The organism is Sodalis sp. RH24 (assembly GCF_047324145.1).
Classification (GTDB): domain Bacteria; phylum Pseudomonadota; class Gammaproteobacteria; order Enterobacterales; family Enterobacteriaceae; genus Acerihabitans.
Genome location: NZ_CP178729.1, coordinates 5,133,346 through 5,157,629, shown reverse-complemented (window position 1 = coordinate 5,157,629; position 24,284 = coordinate 5,133,346). Strand labels below are relative to the sequence as shown.

At 57.1% G+C, this 24,284-nt stretch carries 20 protein-coding genes and 1 pseudogene; 9 read left to right on the top strand and 12 right to left on the bottom strand.

Annotation, left to right across the window (positions count from 1 at the left end):
• Window positions 1–13: 13 nt before the first annotated feature.
• From ACL2XG_RS23445 to ACL2XG_RS23435, 3 genes are read left to right on the top strand one after another with little or no spacing between them, the layout of a single operon-like run.
• On the top strand, window positions 14–1,576 hold the full coding sequence (locus ACL2XG_RS23445; protein ID WP_413723376.1) for a putative B6 ABC transporter ATP-binding protein: 1,563 nt from the start codon (window positions 14–16) through the stop codon (window positions 1,574–1,576).
• The gene (locus ACL2XG_RS23440) at window positions 1,573–2,661 is read left to right on the top strand and encodes a putative B6 ABC transporter permease subunit 2 (RefSeq protein WP_413723377.1); all 1,089 of its coding nucleotides are present in this window, start codon (window positions 1,573–1,575) and stop codon (window positions 2,659–2,661) included. The genes ACL2XG_RS23445 and ACL2XG_RS23440 overlap by 4 nt, the downstream gene beginning before the upstream one ends.
• A gap of 10 nt (window positions 2,662–2,671) precedes the next feature.
• Complete coding sequence (locus ACL2XG_RS23435; RefSeq protein ID WP_413723378.1) at window positions 2,672–3,604, top strand: putative B6 ABC transporter permease subunit 1; 933 nt, start codon at window positions 2,672–2,674, stop codon at window positions 3,602–3,604.
• 148 nt (window positions 3,605–3,752) lie between these two features.
• Here ACL2XG_RS23435 and ACL2XG_RS23430 read toward each other — a convergent pair.
• Window positions 3,753–4,291 (bottom strand): annotated as a pseudogene (locus ACL2XG_RS23430) (IS630 family transposase); the annotation flags it as partial.
• A 520-nt stretch (window positions 4,292–4,811) separates the two neighbouring features.
• Here ACL2XG_RS23430 and ACL2XG_RS23425 point away from each other — a divergent pair.
• Complete coding sequence (locus tag ACL2XG_RS23425) at window positions 4,812–6,134, top strand: transglutaminase-like domain-containing protein (protein WP_413723379.1); 1,323 nt, start codon at window positions 4,812–4,814, stop codon at window positions 6,132–6,134.
• Window positions 6,135–6,714: 580 nt separating this feature from the next.
• Here the strand turns inward: ACL2XG_RS23425 and ACL2XG_RS23420 are convergent.
• From ACL2XG_RS23420 to zipA, 3 genes are all read right to left on the bottom strand, one after another.
• Window positions 6,715–6,933 carry a DUF3820 family protein gene (locus ACL2XG_RS23420; protein ID WP_331120350.1) on the bottom strand — a complete coding sequence of 73 codons (219 nt, stop codon included), beginning with the start codon at window positions 6,931–6,933 and terminating at the stop codon, window positions 6,715–6,717.
• 29 nt (window positions 6,934–6,962) lie between these two features.
• Window positions 6,963–8,987: an NAD-dependent DNA ligase LigA gene (gene ligA / locus ACL2XG_RS23415; protein ID WP_413723380.1), complete on the bottom strand. Its 2,025-nt coding sequence runs from the start codon at window positions 8,985–8,987 to the stop codon at window positions 6,963–6,965.
• A gap of 68 nt (window positions 8,988–9,055) precedes the next feature.
• On the bottom strand, window positions 9,056–10,069 hold the full coding sequence (zipA, locus tag ACL2XG_RS23410) for a cell division protein ZipA (RefSeq protein ID WP_413723381.1): 1,014 nt from the start codon (window positions 10,067–10,069) through the stop codon (window positions 9,056–9,058).
• 228 nt (window positions 10,070–10,297) lie between these two features.
• On the opposite strand from zipA, the gene cysZ reads away from it, so the two are divergent.
• From cysZ to crr, 5 genes are all read left to right on the top strand, one after another.
• Window positions 10,298–11,062, top strand: coding sequence for a sulfate transporter CysZ (cysZ, locus tag ACL2XG_RS23405; RefSeq protein WP_413723382.1), 765 nt, complete (start codon window positions 10,298–10,300; stop codon window positions 11,060–11,062).
• A gap of 143 nt (window positions 11,063–11,205) precedes the next feature.
• Window positions 11,206–12,174: a cysteine synthase A gene (cysK, locus tag ACL2XG_RS23400; RefSeq protein ID WP_410014115.1), complete on the top strand. Its 969-nt coding sequence runs from the start codon at window positions 11,206–11,208 to the stop codon at window positions 12,172–12,174.
• 414 nt (window positions 12,175–12,588) lie between these two features.
• Window positions 12,589–12,846 carry a phosphocarrier protein Hpr gene (gene ptsH, locus ACL2XG_RS23395; protein ID WP_162368145.1) on the top strand — a complete coding sequence of 86 codons (258 nt, stop codon included), beginning with the start codon at window positions 12,589–12,591 and terminating at the stop codon, window positions 12,844–12,846.
• A 53-nt stretch (window positions 12,847–12,899) separates the two neighbouring features.
• Complete coding sequence (ptsI, locus tag ACL2XG_RS23390) at window positions 12,900–14,627, top strand: phosphoenolpyruvate-protein phosphotransferase PtsI (protein ID WP_410014114.1); 1,728 nt, start codon at window positions 12,900–12,902, stop codon at window positions 14,625–14,627.
• A gap of 41 nt (window positions 14,628–14,668) precedes the next feature.
• Window positions 14,669–15,178 (top strand): PTS glucose transporter subunit IIA, encoded by a 510-nt coding sequence (gene crr / locus ACL2XG_RS23385; RefSeq protein WP_413723383.1) that lies wholly within the window; start codon window positions 14,669–14,671, stop codon window positions 15,176–15,178.
• Between the two features lie 1,342 nt (window positions 15,179–16,520).
• On the opposite strand, the gene ACL2XG_RS23380 is transcribed toward crr, so the two are convergent.
• The 8 genes from ACL2XG_RS23380 to ACL2XG_RS23345 all read right to left on the bottom strand — a co-directional run bounded on the left by ACL2XG_RS23380 (window position 16,521) and on the right by ACL2XG_RS23345 (window position 24,234).
• The gene (locus ACL2XG_RS23380; RefSeq protein WP_410014113.1) at window positions 16,521–17,837 is read right to left on the bottom strand and encodes an ATP-binding protein; all 1,317 of its coding nucleotides are present in this window, start codon (window positions 17,835–17,837) and stop codon (window positions 16,521–16,523) included.
• Window positions 17,837–18,517 (bottom strand): response regulator transcription factor, encoded by a 681-nt coding sequence (locus ACL2XG_RS23375; RefSeq protein ID WP_410014112.1) that lies wholly within the window; start codon window positions 18,515–18,517, stop codon window positions 17,837–17,839. The genes ACL2XG_RS23380 and ACL2XG_RS23375 overlap by 1 nt, the downstream gene beginning before the upstream one ends.
• A 110-nt stretch (window positions 18,518–18,627) precedes the next feature.
• Window positions 18,628–19,515 (bottom strand): cysteine synthase CysM, encoded by an 888-nt coding sequence (cysM, locus tag ACL2XG_RS23370; RefSeq protein WP_413723384.1) that lies wholly within the window; start codon window positions 19,513–19,515, stop codon window positions 18,628–18,630.
• Window positions 19,516–19,587: 72 nt separating this feature from the next.
• On the bottom strand, window positions 19,588–20,679 hold the full coding sequence (cysA, locus tag ACL2XG_RS23365; RefSeq protein ID WP_410014110.1) for a sulfate/thiosulfate ABC transporter ATP-binding protein CysA: 1,092 nt from the start codon (window positions 20,677–20,679) through the stop codon (window positions 19,588–19,590).
• On the bottom strand, window positions 20,679–21,545 hold the full coding sequence (gene cysW / locus ACL2XG_RS23360; protein WP_410014109.1) for a sulfate/thiosulfate ABC transporter permease CysW: 867 nt from the start codon (window positions 21,543–21,545) through the stop codon (window positions 20,679–20,681). The genes cysA and cysW overlap by 1 nt, the downstream gene beginning before the upstream one ends.
• On the bottom strand, window positions 21,545–22,378 hold the full coding sequence (gene cysT / locus ACL2XG_RS23355; RefSeq protein ID WP_410014108.1) for a sulfate/thiosulfate ABC transporter permease CysT: 834 nt from the start codon (window positions 22,376–22,378) through the stop codon (window positions 21,545–21,547). Before cysT ends, cysW begins: the two co-directional genes overlap by 1 nt.
• Window positions 22,378–23,400 carry a sulfate ABC transporter substrate-binding protein gene (locus ACL2XG_RS23350; protein ID WP_413723385.1) on the bottom strand — a complete coding sequence of 341 codons (1,023 nt, stop codon included), beginning with the start codon at window positions 23,398–23,400 and terminating at the stop codon, window positions 22,378–22,380. Before ACL2XG_RS23350 ends, cysT begins: the two co-directional genes overlap by 1 nt.
• A 249-nt stretch (window positions 23,401–23,649) precedes the next feature.
• Entirely contained in the window at window positions 23,650–24,234 is a 585-nt protein-coding gene (locus tag ACL2XG_RS23345) for an RpoE-regulated lipoprotein (protein ID WP_413723386.1), read from the bottom strand.
• Window positions 24,235–24,284 lie beyond the last annotated feature (50 nt).

The window sequence follows — 24,284 nt, the reverse complement described above, 5'->3', positions numbered from 1 at the left end:
CGTTATCGAGATCATGATGAGCCAGAATCTGCCTTCATCGGCCTGCCCGGTCGTGACCGTCTGCCAGGTCACCAAGCGGTATCCCGGCATTATCGCCAATGACCAGGTTGACCTGGCGCTGTGGCCCGGCGAGGTTCATGTGCTGCTGGGGGAAAACGGCGCCGGGAAATCCACCCTGGTCGCCATGCTTTCCGGGCTGCAGCAACCTGACGAGGGGCATATCGCGGTGGGGGGCCGGGTCGAATCGCTGTCCTCCCCCCGTCGCGCCCGCGCGCTGGGCATCGGCACCGTGTTCCAGCATGCCATGATGGTGCCGGCATTAAGCGTGGTGGATAATATCGCCCTCGGCGATCCCTGGTGGCGGCGTCCCGCGCGCCGCCATTATGCGGATCGGGTTAATGCCATCGCCCGGGATATCGGCGTCAGGGTCAACCCGTTCGCCCTGGCGGGATCGCTCTCACTCGGTGAGCTGCAGCAGGCGGAAATCGTTCGTACCCTGCTGCGCGGCAGCCGTGTGCTGATCCTTGACGAAGCCACCGCCATGCTGACGCCCGACAACGCGCACGAACTGGGGCGGTTGATGCGCCGGCTGGTGGCGCAGGGCCTGGCGGTGGTCTTCATCACCCATAAGCTTAACGAGGCGCTGGCATGGGGCGATCGCATCTCGGTGCTGCGCCGCGGCCGTAAAGCCGGCGAGATAGGGCCTGAACGGCTCAAATCCCTTACCGCCCCGCAGACGACCCAGGAAGTGGTCGAAATGATGTTCGGCATTCCCGGCCAGGCCGCCGCGACGCCCGCGGCAGCCGCGGCGCCGGCGCCGAAAACAGCCGGTAAGCCGGTGCTTGAGGCGCAGGGGTTGGCGGTAGAGGATCCGCTGGTGCCGGTCGCCGGCATCGATTTGATGGTTCGCGCCGGTGAAATCGTCGGCATCGCCGGCATCGACGGCAACGGGCAAAAACAGCTGGCCGAGGCGCTGGCTGGCCAGCGCCCGGTGGCCGGCGGGCAAATCTGCCTGGACGGCGAGCGGATAGACCATGAAAACATCGGCCAGCGGCGCCGGCGCGGTCTGCGCTACGTCACCGACGACAGGCTGGGCGAAGGTACCGTCGCCACCTTTCCGGTCTCGATTAACCTGCTGCTCAAGCAGATAGGCGACACGCCCTTCTGGCGGCGGGGCATCGTGCAGCCGGCGGCTATTGCACGGCACGCGCTCAGGCAAATCCTGGAATACGATATCCGTACCCCGGCGGTCGATACGCCGGTTGGCAAGCTATCCGGCGGCAATATCCAAAAGACGCTGCTGGCGCGCGAACTTAGCGGCCAGGCCCGGGTGGTCATCTTCGCCAAGCCGACCCATGGGCTCGACCTGCAAAACACGCAATCGATCCGCGGGAGGATACGCCGCGCGGCCGGTGCGGGCATGGCGGTATTGCTGATATCAACGGATTTGGAGGAACTGCTGGAACTGGCGGACCGGATCGCAGTGATGGCGCAGGGCGGAATAATCGGCATGGTGGAGAATAATCCGGCGGCCCGGGGCCGCATCGGCGAGCTGATGAGCGGAGCCATGACATGAGCGGTCGCTCCGGTCCTGCCTGGGGGCGACGGCTGTCGCCGGCCCGGCTTAAATCCGCCCTGGCACGCGCCGGGCTGTCCGTGGGGCCGGTGGTTATCGCCCTGGTGATCACCGGCGCCCTGTTGCGGATCATGGGGGTCAATCCCCTGGATTATTACGGTTTTATTCTGCAAAAGGGGCTGATGACGCCCTCGGGCCTGCAGGCGACGCTGACCCGCATGGGGCCGCTGTTGCTTATTGCCGCCAGTTTGATGGTGGCGTTTCGCGCCGGTCTGTGGAACCTGGGCGGCGACGGCCAGTTTTTACTGGGCGCGGTTATCGCCTCGGCGGTGGCGGCCCCGCTGAATCAGCTCGGGGCGCCGTCGTGGCTGACGCTACTGGCGGCAATGGTGGCCGGTACGTTGATGGGCGGCGCATGGGCGATTCTGCCGGCCATCTTAAAGGCCTGGCAGCATATTAACGAAATCATTACCACGATGATGATGTCCTTTTTAGGCATTTCGCTGGCCAATGTACTGGTCAAGCTGGTGTTCGCCGATCCCGCCACCACCGTGCCGGAAACCCGTACCCTTCCTTATGCGCAGCGGCTGCCGCCGCTGTTCGGCACCCATACCTCAAGCGGGTTGCTGATTGGCCTGTTTGCCGTGATCGCGGTGCATTGGCTCATGAACCGCACCGCCTTCGGGCTGCGGTTGCGCACCGTCGGCGCCAATCCGCGCGCGGCGCTCCATGCCGGCCTGCCGGTCGGGGCGCTGACCATCGCGGTACTCGCCCTGTCCGCCGCGCTGGCGGGCCTGGCCGGCGCGGTGGAGGTTATCGGCATCGAAGGCAACGTGCGCGCCGACTGGAACCCGGCCTATAGCCTGCTGGTGGTGCCGCTGGTGTTTCTGGCCCGCTTCAACGGGTTCGCCACCATCGCCTTTGTCTTTATTTTTTCGGTGCTGTCCATCGGCAGCGAAAGCGCGGCCCGGCGGATGGGCGTTCCCAACCATTTTACCCTGGTCACGGTAGCCGTGCTGCTTATCGTGTTCGGCCTGACGGAAATGGTCGCGCAGCGGCGACGCGGCCGTGCCGGCGGGCAATGAGGCAAATCATATGGATTTACTGACGCAAGGTTTTCTCTCGTCCCTGCTGCTGGGGGCGATTATCGCCGGAGTACCGTTGTTGTTGACCGGCCTGGGCGAACAGTTATCGGAAAAGGCCGGGGTCTTGAATATCGGACTGGAGGGCATGATGCTCACCGGCGCCTACCTGGGTTTTTATACCGCCTGGCAGACCCAGTCCATGGGCATGGGGCTATTGGGCGGCGCTGCCGGCGGCATACTCATCGCCCTGCTGATGGCCGTGCTGTGCGTGTGGCTGCGCCTTAATCAGATCGTCATCGGTATCGCGCTGACGCTCGGCGCCCAAGGCGCCACCGCGCTGTTGCACTACCTGCAATTCAGCCGCACCTACCCCCGCCTGGGCGGTATCGACAGCGTGGCGCTGCCGCTGCTGTCCGGCATACCCTTTATCGGGCGCATCCTGTTCAACCAGCCGCTGATTGTCTATCTGGCGGTGGGCTGCGTGGCGCTGTTTGCCGTGGTCTATCGCCATACCAACCTCGGCCTGTATCTGCAGGCCGCCGGCGACAAGCCCGCCGCCCTCGACGCCGCCGGGGTAAGCGTTTTGTGGACACGCACGCTGGCGGTACTGGTGACGGGCGCGCTGGCGGGGCTTGGCGGCGCCTTTATGTCGCAGGTCGGCGCCGGTATTTTTGTGCCCTTCATGACCCAGGGCAACGGATTTATCGGCATCGTACTGGCGATGCTGGCGCGCGGCAGGCCGCTGTGGGTACTGGGGGGAGCATTGCTGTTCGGCGCCTGCCTGTCGTTGACCACCGCCCTGCAAGTGCTGGGGGTGGATATGCCCACCGATGTGATCCAGATGCTGCCGTTTATGGCGGTGATGGTGGTGCTGGTCGCATTCGGCCGGCGCGCCAGCTTGCCCGACGCCCTGGGAACGGCCTATATCCGGGGTGAACGCTAAGGGCGTTAAATCTACTTATAAAGATATGAAAGCCGTACAACTAAATGGGACTATCGATAAATTGTTAGAGCACTAAATAGATGATCCTAATACCGCTACATTTTTGCTTGGCCGTGCTTCCCTGCGGGAAATGGGCTTACTGTTTTCATTTATTGCTCCCGCCGGCGTAACTGACTTTGCCCGTCCCGCTGTGCAATGCACCGGCCAGATAATATTTTTCGTTCTGTCCGGGCGTGACAATGCGTTTTTGCTGACCGCGTAGCTGCCAGTCGGCACCGATTTTTGGGTTAAGATGGATCCCCACCTCGTCCTCGTAAAACACTGGATTTTCATGACTGCACGGGGCAAGCTCTTCAGCAACAGCGGCCACTTTATCTTCTTTATGTGGGTCACGAATGCTCAGCGTTGGCGCTGCCCTTCGCCACACCAGCCCGGCAGCGGGAAGCCAATGTCTCACCGTTGAAGCATGTAAACGACAACCTGTTATCTCATTGATTTTGATTGCCAATAACTTTGTGCTCCAGCGTGAGCGCTGATAGCCAAAATCTCCCGGCGAGTGTTTAACAAGCTAACTCAATAGTGCGCAGATATACTCAAACGGCCAGCGTCGCCCATGTCCCGGGGCTATGGTTTTAGACCTTCCGGGCCATAAAGCGTGAACCAATTAATCCAACGCGTCAGCGACGACAGGATAAATATTATGGCTATGTATATTTTGAATTAAATATTTTCTAATATCACCTCCATCATTCTCGGACAAGTCATCGGTGGATATGTTCATTGGTGAAAATTAATGTGACAAACACTCAATATCACATAAGCTTGCTATTAATTTCTGGAGAACACGCCTAATTGAATGATTGCACTAATCGTACCTTAAAGAAATTTGAAACATGCATCATTAATATGAACCTGTTTATAGGGTGAAAGAGAAAGGTGAGGTAGTAGGCAGAAGGGCATTAAAGGATCATTAAAATGTATTTCGTCATAATCCAACACATAATGTTCAACAGATGTGATAAGGAGAAGATGTGTGCAATTATTATTCAATCAACGCGGGAAAATAATTTATTACTAGTTAATGCTTGTTGCATTGGCTAATATTAACTTATGGTGCTGAAAAATTGGAGCACCCTCTAATTTATCTGGCCTAAGGTAAATAATATTAAGTTGTGTAAAAAATTTTAAGACGATCACAGGAGAACCCATGCAAACTACGTTAACATTCAACTCACCGAGCTCAATAAACACTAAGCCCTCATATGGATGTCGTAGGTTTTACGATGACGCTTCCTTCTTGCCAAATCCCCTACAAGGTTTAAAAAAAGCGGGAAATTTTGCTGTTAATACAAAGCTGATTTTTGACGAAAAAGCAGTGGGAAATCTAAAATTTTGCGAATTATTTACGAATAAAGTATTATTAAACACTCTTACAACTCCCTTTAAATATAATCAATCAAACCATGTAGTGTCTCCTAAAAATAATAGAACTAATGATTACATATCATTTATAATGAACAAGAAATTCATTAGCCTTGACAATTTATCTGAGTCTTTAATCGATGTAATTAATTCTCGCTATGCTGAGACATTAACTACGGAAGGTGAATGTGTTGAATTTAACCACTGCCGCGCCTTTTTCGATGTTAAGTATGATAAGATTCGTTTTGCATTCAAAAATGGTGCAGTTGTGAATCTCTCAGTTAATGCTGAAGGTAAGGTTTATGGGTTTTACGATTACTCACATGACTTAATTAAGATTATTGCGGCTGGGATTATAAGAACTGGATTCGCGGAGAAATTGGTCGTTGTCTTAGAGAAAATTGAAGTTGATAAGACAGCAGCTTTAGCAAATGTAGTGACGTCTGATGATAAATTAAAACTCCTTAACGGCATATTAAAAAAAACTCGGTATTTTTTCAAGGGTAGCCGTTTCAAGTCGAGTAATAAGATAAAGACCAACGATGATATAAAAGTTCGCTGGGATGAACACATCGAAACGATAAGACTCTTAGGATTATGCCGTGAATATCCTAATACTGGATTTCTTGAAGAATATATCAAATTTTCAGTCGACCATCAAGTTGGGAATTGCGGCGAAATGGCAAGAATAACTTATGCCTTTTGTGAAAGTTATCATTTATGTCCAGAGTTTATTAGTTTTGAAAAAAATAAATATTCTAATCACGTAGCATGTGGTGTTAAAATAAACAATGAATATTACATACTCGATCCTTGGGCTAATATAATATGTAAAGAAATAAATTTTATATCAGCTCTGAAGAATAAAATTGCCGCCTGGAACAAAAGTGGTAAATTTATTTTAAACGGGGAAGCTGGAACTATTCACATGAGTCAAAATAGTATAACGCCTGTTGACCTATTGATGACACCAGAAGATATTTCTAAATTCAAGTTAGTACGCAAAATGAAATTAAACCTGGGGCGTCAAGTTGTTGGCTCCGCCTTCATAAATTATCTAGAAGATAAATTGAAAAATAAAGGGTTTGATAAAAAAGCAGCGGGTTAAAAATTTCTTAATTGTAAAGCATTATTCAACGCATTGATTATAAAGCTTAATGCGTAGTTTTACGTAACCCTACATCCATTAGCAATAATGAGGAATTTTGAAGCCGCTCGACGGTAAGAAGTGCCTAAGATGTACTGAACCCCAAAATTTGACACTGCCGCTGTTTTCAACATGAGCCGGGTATTCTACCTGGTTCATTCACCTAAATAGGTGATCCTCATACCACGACACTTTTGCTTGACCGTGCCTCCCTTCGGAAAATGGGCTTCCCGTTTTCATAACCGGTGGAGTATGTCGGCGCGAGGTCGGCGTAAATGAGAACTGCTGGATGATATAAAAAGACCGGAACCAGACCGTTTATTGCCGCGGCGCCTCAATCGCCTTTGGAATCAGTAAATTTCACTAAAAATACTTTGATTGAAATGTATCAGAATCAGCTATGCTGAGCTTTAGTGCGAAAATACACCTTAAAAATAGCCTTGGCGCAGCTCAGGTGTCAACAATACACAAATGTTATAAATATAGTCCCCAAATAATTACTCTAACTTAAGGCATATTTTGTATTCTCGACGATATTAGTTCATTTTTTTTGCTTAAGCGGCTTGATAAGCCCCTCAAGCCCCTCGATTTTAATGGCGAGCGTAATCGACATCAGTTCCCCCAGCCGGCCCTGGGGGAATTCACCTTTACGGGCAAACCACAGCAGATAAGGCTCGGGCAGATCGATAAGCGCCCGCCCCTGATATTTGCCGAACGGCATTTCGGTATTGGCGATGGCCACCAGATCTTCTTTCTCCATGATTGACTCCTCTTGGGCCGGGATCGGTGTCACTCGCCCAGCAGGCGCATCATTTCCGCCTCATCTATTACCGGAATATTGAGCTGCTGCGCCTTGGTCAGCTTGGAACCGGCCGCCTCGCCCGCAATCACCAGATTGGTCTTGGCCGACACGCTGCCGCTGACCTTGGCGCCAAGGGCCACCAGGCGGTCCTTGGCCTCGTCGCGGGAAAGCCCGGTTAACGAGCCGGTCAGCACGATGGTCTTGCCGGCGAACGGGTTATTGTCTTCGGCGGGCGCCGCCACCGGCTCCGGCCAGTGGATGCCGATGGCGGGGCTGACCAGCTCGGCGATAACATCCAGGTTGTGCTGCTCGTCAAAAAAGTTGCGCACATGGGCGGCCACCACTTTACCAATATCCTGCACGCTCACCAGCGCGTCAATATCGGCGGCGTACAGCGCATCCAGGGTTTTGAATTCCGCCGCCAGGTTGGCGGCGGTGGCCTCCCCCACTTCGCGAATGCCCAGGGCATACAGAAAACGGGCAAACGTGGTTTGTTTGGCGGTCTCCAGGGCCGTCAGCAGATTTTGCGCCGACTTCGGCCCCATGCGATCAAGACGGGCCAGGATGTCCTTATTCAGGCGGAACAGATCGGCGGGCGTCTTGACCAGCTCGCGCTCGACCAGCTGATCGATGATTTTATCGCCCATGCCGTCCACATCCAGCGCCCGGCGCGACACAAAATGCTTCAGCGCCTCTTTGCGCTGGGCGCCGCAGACCAGGCCGGCGGTACAGCGCACCACGGCTTCGCCTTCCACCCGCTCGACGTCGGAGCCGCACACCGGGCAATGGGTGGGAAAGGCGATCGGCCGGGCATCGCCGGGGCGTCGCTCCAGCACCACGCCCACCACCTGGGGGATCACGTCGCCGGCGCGGCGGATAATCACCGTATCGCCGATTTTCAACCCCAGTCGCTCGATTTCATCGGCATTGTGCAAGGTGGCGTTGCTGACCATGGCGCCCGACACCAGCACCGGCTCCAGACGGGCCACCGGCGTTACCGCCCCGGTACGGCCCACCTGGAACTCGACGTCCCGCACCCGCGTCATCTGCTCCTGCGCCGGAAATTTATAGGCGATGGCCCAGCGCGGCGCGCGGGCGACAAAACCCAGCCGCTGCTGCAGCGCCAGGGAATCGACCTTGATCACCACGCCGTCGATATCAAAGCCCAGGCTGGCGCGCTGTTCCTGGACATGGCGATAGAATTCCAGCACCTGTTCGGCGCCGGTACACAACCTAATACGGTTGCTGACCGGCACGCCCCAGGATTTAAACAGCTGCAAGCGTTGCCAATGGCTGGCGGGCAGCTCGCCGCCTTCCAGCAGGCCGACGCCGTAAGCGAAAAAGGTCAGCGGCCGTTTGGCGGTGATGGCCGGATCCAATTGACGCAGCGAGCCGGCGGCGGCGTTGCGCGGATTGGCGAACACTTTGCCGCCCTCGCGTTTGGCGTCGTCGTTCAGCCGCTGGAAACCGGCCTCGGACATAAACACTTCGCCGCGGATTTCCAGCCGTTGGGGATGGGGTCCGTCGCCGTCCTGTAGCCGCAGGGGGATGGTGCGGATGGTGCGCACGTTGGCGGTGATGTCTTCGCCGGTGGTGCCGTCGCCGCGGGTGGCGGCGCGTGCCAGCCGGCCGTCTTCATACAGCAGGCTGACCGCCAGGCCGTCGAGCTTCAGCTCGCAGCAGAACACCAGGTCGTCGTCGCTTCTCAGGCGATCGCGCACCCGCTTGTCAAACGCCAGAAAACCGTCTTCGTCAAACACGTTATCCAGCGACAGCATCGGCACTTCATGGCGAATCTGGTGAAAGACGGTCAGCGGCGCGCCGCCGACGCGCTGGGTGGGGGAATCCGCGGTAAGCAGTTCAGGATGCTGCGCTTCCAGCTCGCGCAGCTGCGCCATCAGCCGATCGTATTCGGCATCCGGCACCTGCGGCTCATCCATCACATGATAAAAATATTCATAACGGCGCAGCAGGGCGCGCAGGGCGTCTATTTGTTGATTGATTGGTTCCATTGCTCACCATCAGCGAAAAACCCCCCGCAAGCGGGGGGCGTGAAAATCAGGCGCAACAGCCGTTGGCGTCAGGCGCTGGCGTTAACATCAAGCACGTCGCGAATGCGCGCCTTGTAGATATCCAGCTTCTGGGGCGTTAACATCCGGCGTTCATCATCCAGCACCACGCCGCCGCAATCGTCCGCGATACGCTGCGCCGATTGCAGCATCAGTTTGAAATTCTGATGCGCGTCGCCATAGGAGGGTACCATCATGAACATAGAGACGCCCGGGGTGGTGAAGGCCGCCATTTCCTCGGGATCAAAGGATCCGGGTTTGACCATGTTCGCCAGGCTGAACAGCACCGGGCCGCTGCCCGCGGGATTCAGGTGACGATGGAAGATATTCATTTCGCCAAACTGGAAGCCGGCCTGCAGCACGCTTTGCAGCAGTTCCTCGCCACCGATGACGGTGCCGTTGTGGGCCGCGACGTGCAGGACCAGCACGGTCTCCCGGCGCTTGGCCGGCTGGGCCGGCTGAGGGTCGGCGTCCCTTGGCGCGTCGCCGCGCGTTTCCTCACGGGGACGGGACGGCGCGGGAGCCGGAGGCGGCTCGTCCGGCAACACGGCCTGCTGGCGTTTTTTGAAAAATGAGGTCTTCATCCGCGGCGCCGGAGCGGGCGGCGCGAGCTCGTCTTCCGCTTCTTCCGCCTCGCTGTCGGCGTCGACATCATCGAGCAGGGGATCGAAGTTATTGCGCGCATGGGTTGCGGACTTATTGCCGAAACCCGGTTCCTGCTGCGAACGCGGTCCACGCGCATGTCCTCCCGGGACGCGAATCTCGGGTTCCTGCGTGTCATAGCGCCCAAACGCGGGCTCGTCGTCGGCACGGACCTTGGTTACCCTGACTTCGCCCACACCTTCATCACGCTCTTCCAGCGGAGGCTCGTCCTGATCCTGTCGGTCTTGTTTCAGTCGTTTAACCGGGCGATCGCGGAAAACCGATGAGCGTTCTTTACGGCTGGTCCACAGGCCGTGCAAGAGCAACGCTATGATAGCGATCGCACCAACAACGATTAATATCAGACGCAAATCCTGCATCATTGCCATCTCAGTTGTTCTAATTCATTGCCACGGCGGCAAACATTTACTCTGTTAACTCTATTTGCCTGCGTAGACAAGTGCAAGTCCGCGCGGTACTTTCTGACAATAAAGATAGCATCAGCACAGTTTTTTGCTGTTTTTTCAACCAAAAGTGCTAAAACGACAAAATACTGGCGTAGCCGATGCGTCCGTTTTCCTTTTTCTCCGTATAAAAAATGGTCGAAAAAAATGTTTAACGATACAAAATCCCGCAGCGGTTGCCATTATTTTGTCCGCGGCTGGCATTTAATCATGCTGCCGGGCATCAAACGCTACGTTGTACTGCCGCTTATCATGAATATCGTGCTGCTCGGCGGCGCGTTCTGGTGGCTGTACACACGTCTGAATATCTGGATCCCCAGGCTGATGGAACATATCCCCGCCTGGATGCAATGGCTGGGCTATTTGTTATGGCCGCTGTGCGTCCTGGCGGTGCTGCTGATATTCAGCTATTTTTTCAGCACCGTCGCCAACTGGATTGCCGCGCCGTTCTGCGGTTTGCTCGCCGAACAGCTGGAAGCGCGTCTCACCGGTCATACCCTGCCCGACAGCGGGGTCATGGCCATGGTCCGGGATACGCCGCGCATCCTGCACCGCGAATGGCTTAAACTGGCGTACTACTTGCCGCGGGCGCTGGCGCTGCTGCTGTTGCACCTGATACCGGCCTTCGGCCAGACCGTGGCGCCGGTGCTGTGGTTTTTGTTCGGCGCCTGGATGATGGCCATCCAGTACAGCGATTATCCCTTCGATAATCACAAAGTGCCTTTTATCGCCATGCGCCGCGCATTGGCGCGACACAAAGCCCAGAACCTGCAGTTCGGTGCCCTGGTCTATATTTGTACCGTAATCCCCTTGCTTAATCTGGTGATTATGCCGGTGGCGGTATGCGGCGCCACGGCGATGTGGGTCGACAGGTATCGTACCGATTTCGCGGCGCCGGTGCCTATGGGGTAATGGCCCGCCCCCCGGCGGTACGTTCTTAAAACTTATGTCTTAATAACATATCGATATACTATTCTTTTACTTCCGTCGGCCATGCGAAAGGGTATGCTTTGGTAATCATTCCCCTAATTTGCACTTACAGTAAAGGACCGGCCATGAGCAATATTTACGAAGACAATTCCTACACCATCGGCCATACGCCCCTTGTCCGCTTAAACCGCATCGGCAATGGTCGTATTCTGGCGAAAGTGGAATCCCGTAATCCGAGCTTCAGCGTGAAATGCCGCATCGGCGCCAATATGATTTGGGACGCGGAAAAACGCGGCGTGCTCAAACCCGGCGTTGAACTGGTGGAACCCACCAGCGGCAACACCGGCATCGCCCTGGCCTATGTCGCGGCGGCGCGGGGCTATAAGCTGACCCTGACCATGCCGGAAACCATGAGCACCGAACGCCGTAAGCTGCTCAAGGCGTTGGGCGCCAGCCTGGTGCTCACCGAAGGGCCGAAAGGCATGAAGGGCGCCATCGCCAAGGCGGAAGAGATCGTGGCCACCGATCCCAAGCGTTACCTGATGCTGCAACAGTTCAGCAATCCGGCCAACCCGGCCATCCATGAACAGACCACCGGCCCGGAAATCTGGGAAGATACCGATGGCGATGTCGACGTCTTCATCGCCGGCGTCGGCACCGGCGGCACCCTGACCGGGGTGAGCCGTTATCTGAAAAAGACCAAGGGAAAAGCGGTTATTTCGGTGGCGGTTGAACCCACGGACTCGCCGGTGATCACCCAGGCGCTGGCCGGTGAAGAAATCAAGCCCGGCCCACATAAAATTCAGGGCATCGGCGCCGGTTTTATCCCGGAAAACCTGGATTTGAGCCTGATTGACCGCGTGGTGAAGATCACCAACGACGAGGCCATCGCCACCGCCCGCCGCCTGATGGAAGAAGAAGGCATTCTCGCCGGCATTTCCTCCGGCGCCGCGGTTGCCGCCGCGCTGAAATTACAGGAAGACGCGGCCTTCGCCGACAAGACCATTGTCGTGGTACTGCCCTCTTCCGGCGAGCGTTATCTCAGCACCGCGCTGTTTGCCGATGTGTTTACCGAAAAAGAGTTGCAGCAGTAAAATCCATCGTCGCTTATGTGCGCTTCTACCCCAAAAAGCACCCTGCCGGGTGCTTTTTTGTGGAGTAGATCAAATTTTTGCCCCCTGCATAATTGATTTTGTTGGCTCTGTCTTGTATTTAAGCAGACAATTATTTCGATGTATGAAATTAATCAGGCTATTAATTGTTCTGCTAGCTGAATCGATTAACGCCCTATGGATTTTGGCGCAAAAGCGGCATAATGGTAAATGGCACAACGGCGTATCACAGCTTTCATAAGCGTTAGCCAGAAATGCTTTTATACCGTTTTTTGCTCGCATACATCTTTGTCTTTGTAACATACTCAGGCACTAACCATATAGGCTAAAGTCCATGTTTTAAGCTAAACTTTAGCCCCACAACACTGATATCATCTAATAAGTTGGGGAAACATAATGTTCCAGCAAGAAGTCACGATTACCGCACCTAATGGTCTGCATACCCGCCCTGCCGCTCAGTTTGTCAAGGAAGCCAAAGGCTTCGTTTCCGATATCACCGTAAGCTCCAACGGTAAAAGCGCCAGCGCAAAAAGCCTGTTCAAACTGCAAACGCTGGGCCTGACCCAGGGTACCGTGGTCGCCATTATCGCCGAAGGGGAAGACGAGCAAAAAGCTGTGGAACATCTGGTTAAACTGATGGCAGAGCTTGAGTAATCCAGGCCCGTTTTTTTACGTTAACGCGAGTCACGAGTGAGTAAGGTAGGGTTATGATTTCAGGCATTTTAGCATCACCGGGCATCGCCTTTGGTAAAGCGCTCTTACTAAAGGAAGATGACATCGTCATCAACCGGAAAAAGATTTCTGCCAACCAGGTTGAGCAGGAAATCGAGCGTTTTCTGGCTGGACGTACCAAAGCATCCGCGCAGCTGGAAGCGATCAAAACCAAAGCTGGCGAAACCTTCGGTGAAGAAAAGGAAGCAATCTTCGAAGGCCATATCATGTTATTGGAAGACGAAGAGCTTGAGCAGGATATCATAGCCCTTATCAAAGAAGACCTGGCGACGGCGGACGCCGCCGTTTACAACGTTATCGAGACCCAGGCCAAGGCGCTGGAAGAGCTTGACGACGAATATCTGAAGGAACGCGCCACTGACGTGCGCGATATCGGCAAGCGGCTGCTGCGCAACATTCTCGGCATGCCCATCATCGATTTAAGCGCCATCGCCGAAGAAGTGGTGCTGGTGGCAACCGATCTGACGCCCTCAGAGACGGCGCAGCTCAATCTTGACAAGGTGCTGGGGTTTGTCACCGATCTGGGCGGGCGCACCTCCCATACGTCCATTATGGCCCGTTCCCTGGAACTGCCGGCCATCGTGGGCACCGGCAACGTCACTAAAAGCGTGGTTAATGGCGATTATCTGATTCTTGATGCCGTCAACAACCAGGTGTATGTCAATCCGACGCCGCAGCAAATCGAAGAACTCAAGGCGCTGCACAGCCAGTACGTGCTGGAAAAGACCGAGCTGGCCAAGCTGAAGGACCTGCCGGCCATTACCCTTGACGGCCATCAGGTCGAAGTGTGCGCCAATATCGGCACGGTGCGCGACGTCGCGGGCGCCGAGCGCAACGGCGCCGAAGGCGTGGGCCTGTATCGCACCGAGTTCCTGTTTATGGATCGCGACTCCCTGCCGACCGAGGAAGAACAGTTCCAGGCCTATAAAGCCGTGGCGGAATCCCTCAGCACCGGTTCCATTATCGTGCGCACCATGGATATCGGCGGCGATAAAGATTTGCCTTATATGAACCTGCCGAAAGAAGACAATCCGTTCCTGGGCTGGCGCGCCATCCGCATCGGCCTGGATCGCAAGGAAATGCTGCACGCGCAGCTGCGCGCCATTCTGCGGGCGTCGTCCTTCGGCAAGCTGCGCATCATGTACCCGATGATTATCTCGGTGGAAGAAGTGCGCGAACTGAAGGTGGAGCTGGACCTGCTGAAAGCCCAGTTGCGCGAGGAAGGGAAATCCTTCGACGAGTCTATCGAAGTGGGCGTGATGGTGGAAACACCGGCCGCCGCGACCATTGCCCATCATCTGGCGAAAGAAGTTGATTTCTTTAGTATTGGGACAAACGATTTAACTCAGTATACTCTGGCGGTGGATCGCGGTAACGAGTTAATTTCGCATCTCTACAACCCCATGTCACCGGCGGTGTTGACGCTGATTAAACAGGTTATTGACGCATCTCACGCGGAAGGTAAATGGACTGGTATGTGTGGCGAGCTGGCAGGTGATGAACGTGCTACACTACTGTTATTAGGGATGGGACTGGATGAATTCAGCATGAGTGCTATCTCTATCCCGCGCATCAAGAAAATTATTCGTAATACGAATTTTGGCGATGCAAAGGCGTTAGCAGAGGAAGCTTTAGCTCAACCGACCGCGGACGAGTTGATGAATCTGATAAACAAATTCATTGAAGAAAAAACGCTCTGCTGATTTCACGACGCTGACCCGCTATAAATGCTTAGGAGAAGATCATGGGTTTGTTCGATAAACTGAAATCTCTGGTTTCCGATGATAAGAAAGACATGGGAAGCATAGAAATAGTTGCACCCCTTTCAGGTGAAATTGTTAACATTGAAGATGTGCCTGATGTCGTTTTTGCCGAAAAGATCGTGGGCGACGGCATTGCCATTAAACCCAGCGGTAACAAAATGGTGGCACCGGTTGACGGCACCATTGGGAAAATTTTTGAAACCAACCATGCTTTTTCCATCGAATCCGATAACGGGATCGAGCTTTTTGTCCATTTCGGCATCGATACCGTCGAGCTGAAGGGCGAGGGCTTTAAGCGTATCGCACAGGAAGGTCAGCGCGTCAAGAAAGGCGACGTCGTGATTGAGTTTGATCTGCCGTTATTGGAAGAGAAAGCCAAATCCACCTTGACTCCGGTCGTGATCTCCAATATGGATGAGATCAAGGAACTGATTAAGCTGACCGGCAGTGTTGTTGTAGGCGAAACACCCATTATTCGTATAAAGAAATAATACCAGGCAACCCAGTCCCAGCCAGGATGTGTTATCGTCCGGCGCAAACGGCACCCCAGCGGGTGCCGTTTCTCTTTGCTGAACCCGGTGTTGCCATGATTTGCCTTTAACACGTCTGTATTGCGGCCGGTGATCATGGGGTCCGTCGCGCCATGGGACTGAGGTGGTCTTTAGGTTCTGTGCAAGTGAATGTCGCTGCGGCGAGGGTTATGCCGCTGCGGTAAGGTTTATGCTGCTGCGGTAAGGTTTATGCCGCTGCGGTAAGGTTTATGTTGCCGTGGCGTGGGTTTCGCTTGCCGTGCGTGCGGTGGTTATATGCAATGCCGGGCGCCGGCAAGCGACAAAGAGGCCGTACCGCGACGGCCTCCTTGACCTCCGCGCGCCCGGCAGGTCGCGCGTCGCTGCGCGATGCCTTCCGCCGCCCATGTCCCCGTTATGCACCGGCCCGGTTAGCGCTCCCGGCGCCACCGGGCCTTTCGCCGCTCCCGGCGGCTCATGCCGGGGCCACTGGCGCCGTCAGCGCGCTTTATGCCGGTCCACATGTCGCTGTTCGCCTGCAGCCTATGAAGCGATCGCGACGCTGTTGCCTGGGATAAGGTCTGGCGTCGGCAGACGATTGACCGTTATAGATGCAGTTGGTAGAGCAAAAGACAGGTCATACAGGCATGCTCTTAGCAGTTAGGCAGTTAGGCAGTTAGGCAGTTAGGCAGTTAGGCAGTTAGGCAGTTAGGCAGTAAAGTGTTTATCATTCAACTTTAAGCTTTAATAGTAAGCATTACACTTTCGGCCATCAGCGGGTAGACTCTGGGCCAAAATGGATGCTGATATTTTTCCCGGTAAGTGCATGCCGCAAGAAACCCAAAAACGCTATTTTACTCACAGGCGATGGTGTTGACGTGGTGCCGGCATAGAGTGCGCCGGCGGCGCGCATCACGGCTGGATGAGCCGCCGGGAGCGGCGAAAGCCCGGATTGCGCCGGGAGCGCATATCGGGCGGTCCAAAAGCCGGGATGGGTGATGCCGGGCACCGCGCAGCGGCGCACGATCTGCCGGACGCGCGGAGGTCAAGGAGGCCGTCGCGGTACGGCCTCTTTGTCGCTTGCCGGCGCCCGGCAATACCTATGAACACCTCACGCACGGCAAGCGAAACCCACGCCACGGCAACATAAACCGCCCCGCAAACCACAAACGGAACCCTCGCCGCGGCAACATAAACCTCACCCGCAAGCGTCAGCGAAACCCTCACTACGGCAACATAAGTCCCCCCCCGCAAGCCTGTCGCGCAGTTGACTAAAAAACTGGCCCGACGCTACGCCATCTGCACCCTTAAACACGCGCAGGGTTCAGGCCCAGTGAGGAATACGGATACGGATGACCAGGCCGCCGCTGGCGCCGTTAAACGCTTCCACCTGCCCGCCGTGCGCCAGCACCGCCTTGCGGGCGATGGCCAGGCCCAGGCCGTAGCCCTTGCCGTTCAAGGGCGAATTGACGCGCACGAAGGGATCGAAAATACTCGAGAGCTTGCTCTCCTCCACGCCCGGCCCCTGATCGGCAACGGTAATATCCAGTTGAGTCTCCACCCGGGACAGCGTCACGCTGACGCGTTGCCCGTGGGTGGAAAAACGCACGGCGTTGCGCACGATATTTTCCACCGCGCGCCGCATCATTTCCGCATTGCCTTTCACGGTATAGTCTTCCGGCTGGGCGGCGCTCAGCGCGATTTCCACCCCGGGCACCTGCGCCTCGTAGCGTGCGTCGTTGACCACCGCCTCCACCAGCCCGTACAGATCAAAATAGTCTTCGCCGGCAGACCCCTGGTGCTCGGCGCGGGTGAGCGCCAGCAGCTCGCCAATCATCCGGTCCAGACGGCCCGCCTCATGTTCGATGCGATCCAGGGATGCGGAAACATTATTCGGATTTTGGTGCGCCAGGCCGATGGCCAGCTGCAGGCGCGCCAGCGGCGAGCGCAGCTCATGGGAAACGTCATGCAGCAACGCCTCGCGATCGCTGACCAGCACCTGCAACCGTTCGGCCATGGCGTCGAAATCCTTGGCCACGTCGGTAATTTCGTCGTGGCGCCGACGCATCACCGGCAGCAGGCGCACGCTTAAATCGCCGCGGGATACCCGTTCAAACGCCCTGCGCAGCATCAGCATCGGCCGGGTCAGGTTCCAGGCCAGCAGCATGCTGAACAGCAGCCCGCCCGTCAGGCCCAGCCAGAACAACGGGCTTGGCATATGCAAAATGCTGCCGCGGCGTCCCTGGTGCGCGTCATGGCGCAGCCCGAGAAGATCGTAACTGAGCAGGTAATGCCGTCCGTCGGCGGCGGTAACCCGCCGGCTGATGATGTCGGGCGGTCCGAAGCGGGTGGTATCGTCCGCGACCGGATCGGCGACGTCGGCGACAAAGGAGAAGAACTGCCGATCGGTGCTCGTCCATGCCGCGCGCAGGGCCTCGAACGCCGGTGTCCCGCCGCTGGCCAGTACGGACGCGGCGGAGTCAAGCTGCAGGTTGGCGATACGGCGGGCGATATTTTCCTCGGGCGGCTCGTGATGGCTGCCGTAAAGGGAGAACACCACCCAGAGCAGTTGGGTGATCAACAGGAAAATCAGCCAGAATCCCAGCAGTATCTTCCAGAACAAACGACCCCGGTTGGCCATTAGCGAATCCGGTAACCGATGCTGCGCACGGTTTCAATACTCAGATTACTGCCGGGCAAAACGGATAATTTCTGGCGAATATTGCTGATATGGACATCGACGCTGCGATCGTAGGCCTCGCGGCGACGGCCCAATCCCTTTTCCGACAGGTCGTCCTTCGAAACCACGCGATCCGGCGTGCGCATCAGCAATTCCAGTAAATTAAACTCCGAGGCGGTGAGGTCAAAGGCCACTCCCTGCCACTGGCTGGAGCGGGTGGCGGGGTTGAGCGTCAGTTCGCCATAGCGTACCGCCCCCGATTCCGGCGGTTCACTGCGCTGCTCGTCAAACCGGCGCATCACGGCGCGCAGCCGCGCCACCAGTTCGCGTGGATAACAGGGTTTGGGCATATAGTCGTCGGCGCCCATTTCCAGCCCGATCACCCGGTCGATATTATCGCCTTTGGCGGTAAGCATGATAATCGGGATACGGCTGCTTTTGCGCACCTGGCGCAGCACATCGGTACCGCTCATATCCGGCAGCATGATATCCAGCACCATGGCGGTATAGTCGCCGGACAACGCGCCGATGACGCCTTCCTTTCCGGTCAGGGCCAACGACGTGGTAAATCCTTCAGCGCTCAGGTATTCACTGAGCATCTTGCCCAGTTCCTGATCGTCGTCAACCAGCAAAATCTTCATATTTTTCTCCATAACAGCGGCATCTCTCTTCATCAGGCCTAAGCATGGCATAAAACCGCGCCGGGCAGGCGAATTATCCCCTTATGCAGACCGCTAATCAGGTAAGTCGTTCAGACCGCGTCAAACACGCCGGTGGAAAGATAACGGTCGCCGCGATCGCAGATAATCGCCACGACCAGACTGCCAGGCGCCTCGCGGGCAATGCGCAACGCGCCAGCCACCGCGCCGCCGGAGCTGACGCCGCAGAAAATGCCCTCCTCGCGCGCCAGCTGACGCATGGTATCCTCGGCTTCCCGCTGGTGGATATCCATGATCACATCAACCACCTCCGGGCGGAATATGCCTGGCAGATAGGCCTGCGGCCAGCGGCGTATGCCGGGGATAGCGCTGCCTTCGGCGGGCTGCAGCCCGATAACGCGCACGCCGCCGTTCTGGTTTTTCAGGTACTGGCCGACGCCGGTGATGGTGCCGGTGGTGCCCATGGCCGAGACAAAGTGGGTGATGCCGCCCGCGGTTTGCCGCCAGATTTCCGGGCCGGTGGTGGAAAAGTGGGCATAGGTATTATCAGGATTATTAAACTGGTCGAGCACCTTGCCCTCGCCTGAGCGCGCCATATCCTGCGCCCGGTCGCGCGCGCCTTCCATCCCCTCCTCCCGGCTGACCAGCACCAGCTCGGCGCCATAGGCGCGCATCGCCGCCTGCCGCTCCATGCTCATGTTCTCCGGCATCAGCAGCCGCAGCCGGTAGCCCTTCATGGCGGCGATCATCGCCAGCGCAATGCCGGTATTGCCGCTGGTGGCTTCGATAAGCCTATCGCCCGGCGCGATTTCGCCACGCCGCTCCGCCTGGGCTATCATCGCCAGCGCCGCGCGATCCTTGACCGAGCCGGCCGGGTTATTGCCTTCCAGCTTAACCCGGATCTCGCTGCCGGTCCCCGCCCCCATACGGCTTAATGTTACCAACGGGGTATTGCCTATGCATTGTTCAAGGGTTGTCACGTCGCTATTCCAATAATAAAACAGGCGGCCGCCGGGCCGCCTGTTGCGAGAAGGGGTAAGGTAAAGAACTTATCAAGCGCTTTCAGCGAAAGCAACGGGTTGCAACGCCTTATCGCCCACATACAGGCGGGCGTTCTGCGCCCCGAGGTAATACCGCTCGCCGCGCCGCGGCGGCGTCACGCCCGCGCCGGGCAATACCACGCTCAGGGGCTCCTGGTGCCAGCCGACGGGCTGGACCAGCAGTTGCCAATAATGCCCGCGCGGGCTGATATCAATGACCTGCACCGGCAGCGGACAACGATCGCTGGGCTGATCGGCGATCTCCATTTCCCAGGGACGCAGGAACAGATCCACGTGGCCCTGGTGGATGGGCGCATAGTACAGCGGCCAATGATACTGGCCGATATACAACTGCGACCCGCGGATTTCGCCATCCAGCCGGTTTACCTCGCCCATGAACTCCAGCACAAAACGGGTGGCCGGCTCGCGCCAGACGTCCTGCGGCGTGCCGACCTGCTCAATATTGCCCTGGCTCATCACCACCACGCGGTCGGCCACTTCCATGGCTTCTTCCTGGTCGTGGGTAACAAACACGCTGGTGAATTTCAGCTCTTCATGCAGCTGGCGCAGCCAGCGGCGCAGTTCTTTGCGCACCTGAGCATCCAGCGCGCCGAAGGGCTCGTCGAGTAGCAGGATTTCAGGTTCCACCGCCAGGGCGCGCGCCAGCGCCACCCGCTGTTTCTGTCCGCCGGAAAGCTGCGAGGGGAAGCGGTTGGCCAGGTGGCCAAGCTGCACCATCTCCAGCAGTTGCGCCACCTTCTGCTTGATGGCGGCGGCGGAGGGACGCGCGCGCCTGGGCAATACCGTCAGGCCGAAGGCGATATTGTCGGCCACGGTCATATGGCGAAACAGCGCATAGTGCTGGAACACGAAACCAACATGGCGATCGCGGGCATGACGCTGGCTGACATCCTGCCCGCCAAAACGCAGATGGCCGCTGTTATGGTGCTCAAGACCGGCGATAATGCGCAGCAGGGTGGTCTTGCCGGAACCGGACGGTCCCAGCAGCGCCACCATCTCGCCGGTGGGAATATCAAGGGAGATATTGTTCAGCACCTTGGTGCTGTCGAAATATTTGCTGATATTGTCGATTTCGATACTCATCACTGCTCCCCCTGCCGAAGATGCGCCTGCTGGCGCGCCAGGCGCCACTGCAAACCGCTCTTCAGGAATAATGTAACGATAGCCATCAGCGTCAGCAGCGCGGCGGCGGTAAAGGCGCCCACGGTGTTGTAATCCTGATGCAACAATTCAACCTGCAACGGTAAGGTATAGGTCTCGCCGCGAATCGAGCCGGAAACCACCGACACCGCGCCGAATTCGCCGATGGTGCGCGCATTGGTGAGGATGACGCCGTACAATAACGCCCAGCGGATATTGGGCAACGTCACCCGGCGGAACATCTGCCAGCCGGAGGCGCCGAGCAAAATCGCCGCCTCATCCTCGTCGCTGCCCTGGCTTAGCATCACCGGCACCAGCTCGCGCACCACGAACGGACACGTGACAAACACCGTGACCAGCACCATGCCCGGCCAGGCAAACATCAGCTGGATATTATGGGTGTCCAGCCAGCCGGCCAGCGGGCCGTTGGATCCGTAGAACAGCAGATACAGCAGGCCGGCCACTACCGGCGATACCGCAAACGGCACATCCATCAGCGTCAGCAGTAGCTGCCGGCCGCGGAAGTTAAACCGGGTCACCAGCCAGGCCATCAGCGTACCGAACACCACGTTGACCGGCACGGCGATCAGCGCCACCAGCACCGTCAGCCAGATGGCGTGCAGCATGTCCGAATCGTTCAGGTTGCGCCAAACCGGCGCCAGGCCATCCGCCAGCGCGGTGACGAAAATGTAGCCCATCGGGATCACCAAAAACAGCAGTGAAATCACCATGCCGGTGCCGATTAACAGCCATTTCAGCCAGTCGGTGCGCACGCGTTCCGCGCCGTTAAAGGCGGAGATATCAGCCATCAGTGACCTCCCAGGCGCCTGCCAAAGCGCGATTGCAAGACGTTAATGGCGAACAGCAGCAGCAGCGACGCCGCCAGGATCACCGAGGCGATGGCGCTGGCGGCGGGATAATCGAACTCCTGCAGCCGGATGAAAATCATCAGCGAGGTGACCTCGGTTTTCCAGGCGATATTGCCGGCGATAAAAATCACCGCGCCGAACTCGCCCAGGCTGCGGGTAAACGACAGCGCGGCGCCGGCCAGCAGCGCCGGGGCCACCTCCGGCAATACCACCCGGCGAAACGACTGCCAGCGGCTGGCGCCCAGGGTTTGCGCCGCTTCTTCATATTCCGGGCCCAGTTCCTCAAGCACTGGCTGCACCGTGCGCACCACGAACGGAATGCTGGTAAAGGCCATCGCCACGGTAATGCCCAGCCAGGTATAGGATACCTTGATGCCGAAGTGCGCCAGCCAGGCTCCGTAGAAGCCGGTGGTGGAAAACAGCGTCGCCAGGGTCAGGCCCGCCACCGCCGTGGGCAGGGCAAAGGGCAAATCCATCAATCCGTCCAGCAGCCGGCGGCCGGGAAAATCATAGCGCGTCAGGATCCAGGCCATCAGCATGCCGAACGCGGCGTTAAACAGCGAGGCGACGCCCGCCGACAGCAGCGTGACCTTATAGGCCGCCAGCAGCTGCGGGCTGGTGATCACCTCCCAATACTGCTGCCAGCTCATCTGCGCGAGCTGCATCACCAGCGCGCTCAGCGGCAATAATAAAATCAGGCAGACAAACAGCAGACTGCTGCCCAGGCTCAAGCCGAAACCGGGCAGCACGCGTTTGCTTTGCAGGGCCAACATCAACGATGTCCCGCCGCGATTAATTTATCCAGCTCGCCGCCATTGCCGAAATGGGTGGTCATAACCTGCGGCCAGCCGCCGAACTGGTCCTCGACCCGAAACAGCGTGATTGCCGGAAATTTATCCTTCGCCGCCGTCATGATGGCGTCATTATTGACCCGGTAATAGAAGTTGGCGATGACCTGCTGCGCCGCCGGGCTGTAAAGGTAATTCAGGTAGGCTTTCGCCGCCTCGAGGGTGCCGTTTTTCTCGACGTTTTTATCCACCCAGGCCACCGGGAATTCCGCCAGGATATTCACCGCGGGCACGATGACCTCATAGTTGTCGGTGCCGTACTGGTTACGGATATTATTCACTTCCGATTCAAAGGAGATCAGCACGTCTCCCTGGCCCCGTTCGGCAAAGGTGGTGGTGGCGCCGCGGCCGCCGGTGTCGAAAACCTCGACATTGGCGATGAATTTCTGCATCCAGGCGCGGGTCTTCGCCTCGTCGCCGCCGTCCGCAAGGCTGGCGGCGCCCCAGGCGCCCAGATAGGTATAACGCCCGTTGCCGGAGGTTTTCGGGTTGGGGAACACCAGCTTCACGTCGTCGCGCACCAGATTGTTCCAGCCATGGATATTTTTGGGATTGCCCTTGCGCACCAGGAACGCCATGGTGGAATAAAACGGCGAGCTATTGTTGGGCAGCCGGCTTTGCCAGTTCGCCGGGATTAAATCGCCGCGGTCGTGCAGGATCTGCACGTCGGTAACCTGGTTGTAGGTCACCACGTCCGCTTTCAGGCCCTGCAAAATCGCCAGCGCCTGTTTGGAGGAACCGGCGTGGGATTGTTTAATGGTCAGCGTGTCGCCGGGATGCTGCGTTTGCCACTGCTGCTCGAACGCCGGGTTCAGGGCCGCAAACAGCTCGCGCGACACATCATAGGAGCTGTTCAGCAATTCAGTCGAGTGCGCCGGACCGCAAGCCAGCAATACCGCCGCGATGCAACCTTTGACCGCACGGCTTGAAATCAGCGTTTGATTCATTCTTTACCTTTGGTTCATACGTTATAAAACCTGCCTTATGGTGATACAGTTTATTTATAACGGCCCTATAACCTGTAACGGTTTTTTATACCTTTTTCTGCTTTAAGAGCATGAAAAGCTATAAGCACCCTCATGGTGCGTAAAACGCCGCCGACGGCGGCCGTTAAGGCTGGGAACCAGGGTAAAAAAACGCCGGCTGCGGCGGTGAGCCGCGCCGGCATGTCATGCGCGCCGCCGGCGGGGAACGGCTTAACCGGCGCTGTTGGCGTGCCAGACTATTTTGCTGACCCGCCAGCTTTTTAACGTGTCGTCCGCCGGCATCAGCTCATCCGGACCATGCCAGGTGCCGGAAAAAACATAGCTCACATGGCGGCTCTGCGGCGCGGCGCACACCACCTGATCCTCGCCTGCGCCGCGCGCGCAGGCGCCGAAGGCTTTGTCGTACAGACTGCTGAAGGGCGTGCCGATTTTTACGCCCCAGGCGCTGGCGATGTCGCTGTCCGTCACTTCCACGCGTTCAACCTTCCCCGCCTGCGGACCGTAAAACGTCATTTTTATCCGATCGTCTTTTAACGCCTGATAAAAGGCGACGATACCGCCGCTGCGCGTCTCCATGCCGCCGCGCAAACGATAATTGCCGTTCAGCGCCTTATCCAGCGCCTCATGTTCCAGCGGCGTGGCGGCGGTAACATTACCGACGCCGGTATCGCCGACAGTGGCGCTGCTGCCGAACCAGTTAAACGGCGACAGGCTGGACCAGGAGAAATTGGACAGGGTCGAACAGCCCGCCAACAAAATGGGAAGCCCGATAATCAACGGGCGCAACTGCTTCATGTAAACTCCTTAACAAAGATTCCGGCAAGCGTTTGCGGTATTGGATACCG

Coding starts and splice junctions, on each gene's coding strand:
- ACL2XG_RS23445 (WP_413723376.1), top strand. CDS start 14: ATGATGAGCCAGAATCTGCCTTCATCGGCCTGCCCGGTCGTGACCGTC.
- crr (WP_413723383.1), top strand. CDS start 14,669: ATGGGTTTGTTCGATAAACTGAAATCTCTGGTTTCCGATGATAAGAAA.
- ptsI (WP_410014114.1), top strand. CDS start 12,900: ATGATTTCAGGCATTTTAGCATCACCGGGCATCGCCTTTGGTAAAGCG.
- ACL2XG_RS23345 (WP_413723386.1), bottom strand. CDS start 24,234: ATGAAGCAGTTGCGCCCGTTGATTATCGGGCTTCCCATTTTGTTGGCG.
- ACL2XG_RS23440 (WP_413723377.1), top strand. CDS start 1,573: ATGAGCGGTCGCTCCGGTCCTGCCTGGGGGCGACGGCTGTCGCCGGCC.
- cysW (WP_410014109.1), bottom strand. CDS start 21,545: ATGGCTGATATCTCCGCCTTTAACGGCGCGGAACGCGTGCGCACCGAC.
- ACL2XG_RS23425 (WP_413723379.1), top strand. CDS start 4,812: ATGCAAACTACGTTAACATTCAACTCACCGAGCTCAATAAACACTAAG.
- ACL2XG_RS23380 (WP_410014113.1), bottom strand. CDS start 17,837: ATGGCCAACCGGGGTCGTTTGTTCTGGAAGATACTGCTGGGATTCTGG.
- cysT (WP_410014108.1), bottom strand. CDS start 22,378: ATGTTGGCCCTGCAAAGCAAACGCGTGCTGCCCGGTTTCGGCTTGAGC.
- cysZ (WP_413723382.1), top strand. CDS start 10,298: ATGTTTAACGATACAAAATCCCGCAGCGGTTGCCATTATTTTGTCCGC.
- ACL2XG_RS23350 (WP_413723385.1), bottom strand. CDS start 23,400: ATGAATCAAACGCTGATTTCAAGCCGTGCGGTCAAAGGTTGCATCGCG.
- cysA (WP_410014110.1), bottom strand. CDS start 20,679: ATGAGTATCGAAATCGACAATATCAGCAAATATTTCGACAGCACCAAG.
- ligA (WP_413723380.1), bottom strand. CDS start 8,987: ATGGAACCAATCAATCAACAAATAGACGCCCTGCGCGCCCTGCTGCGC.
- ACL2XG_RS23435 (WP_413723378.1), top strand. CDS start 2,672: ATGGATTTACTGACGCAAGGTTTTCTCTCGTCCCTGCTGCTGGGGGCG.
- ptsH (WP_162368145.1), top strand. CDS start 12,589: ATGTTCCAGCAAGAAGTCACGATTACCGCACCTAATGGTCTGCATACC.
- ACL2XG_RS23375 (WP_410014112.1), bottom strand. CDS start 18,517: ATGAAGATTTTGCTGGTTGACGACGATCAGGAACTGGGCAAGATGCTC.
- cysK (WP_410014115.1), top strand. CDS start 11,206: ATGAGCAATATTTACGAAGACAATTCCTACACCATCGGCCATACGCCC.
- ACL2XG_RS23420 (WP_331120350.1), bottom strand. CDS start 6,933: ATGGAGAAAGAAGATCTGGTGGCCATCGCCAATACCGAAATGCCGTTC.
- zipA (WP_413723381.1), bottom strand. CDS start 10,069: ATGATGCAGGATTTGCGTCTGATATTAATCGTTGTTGGTGCGATCGCT.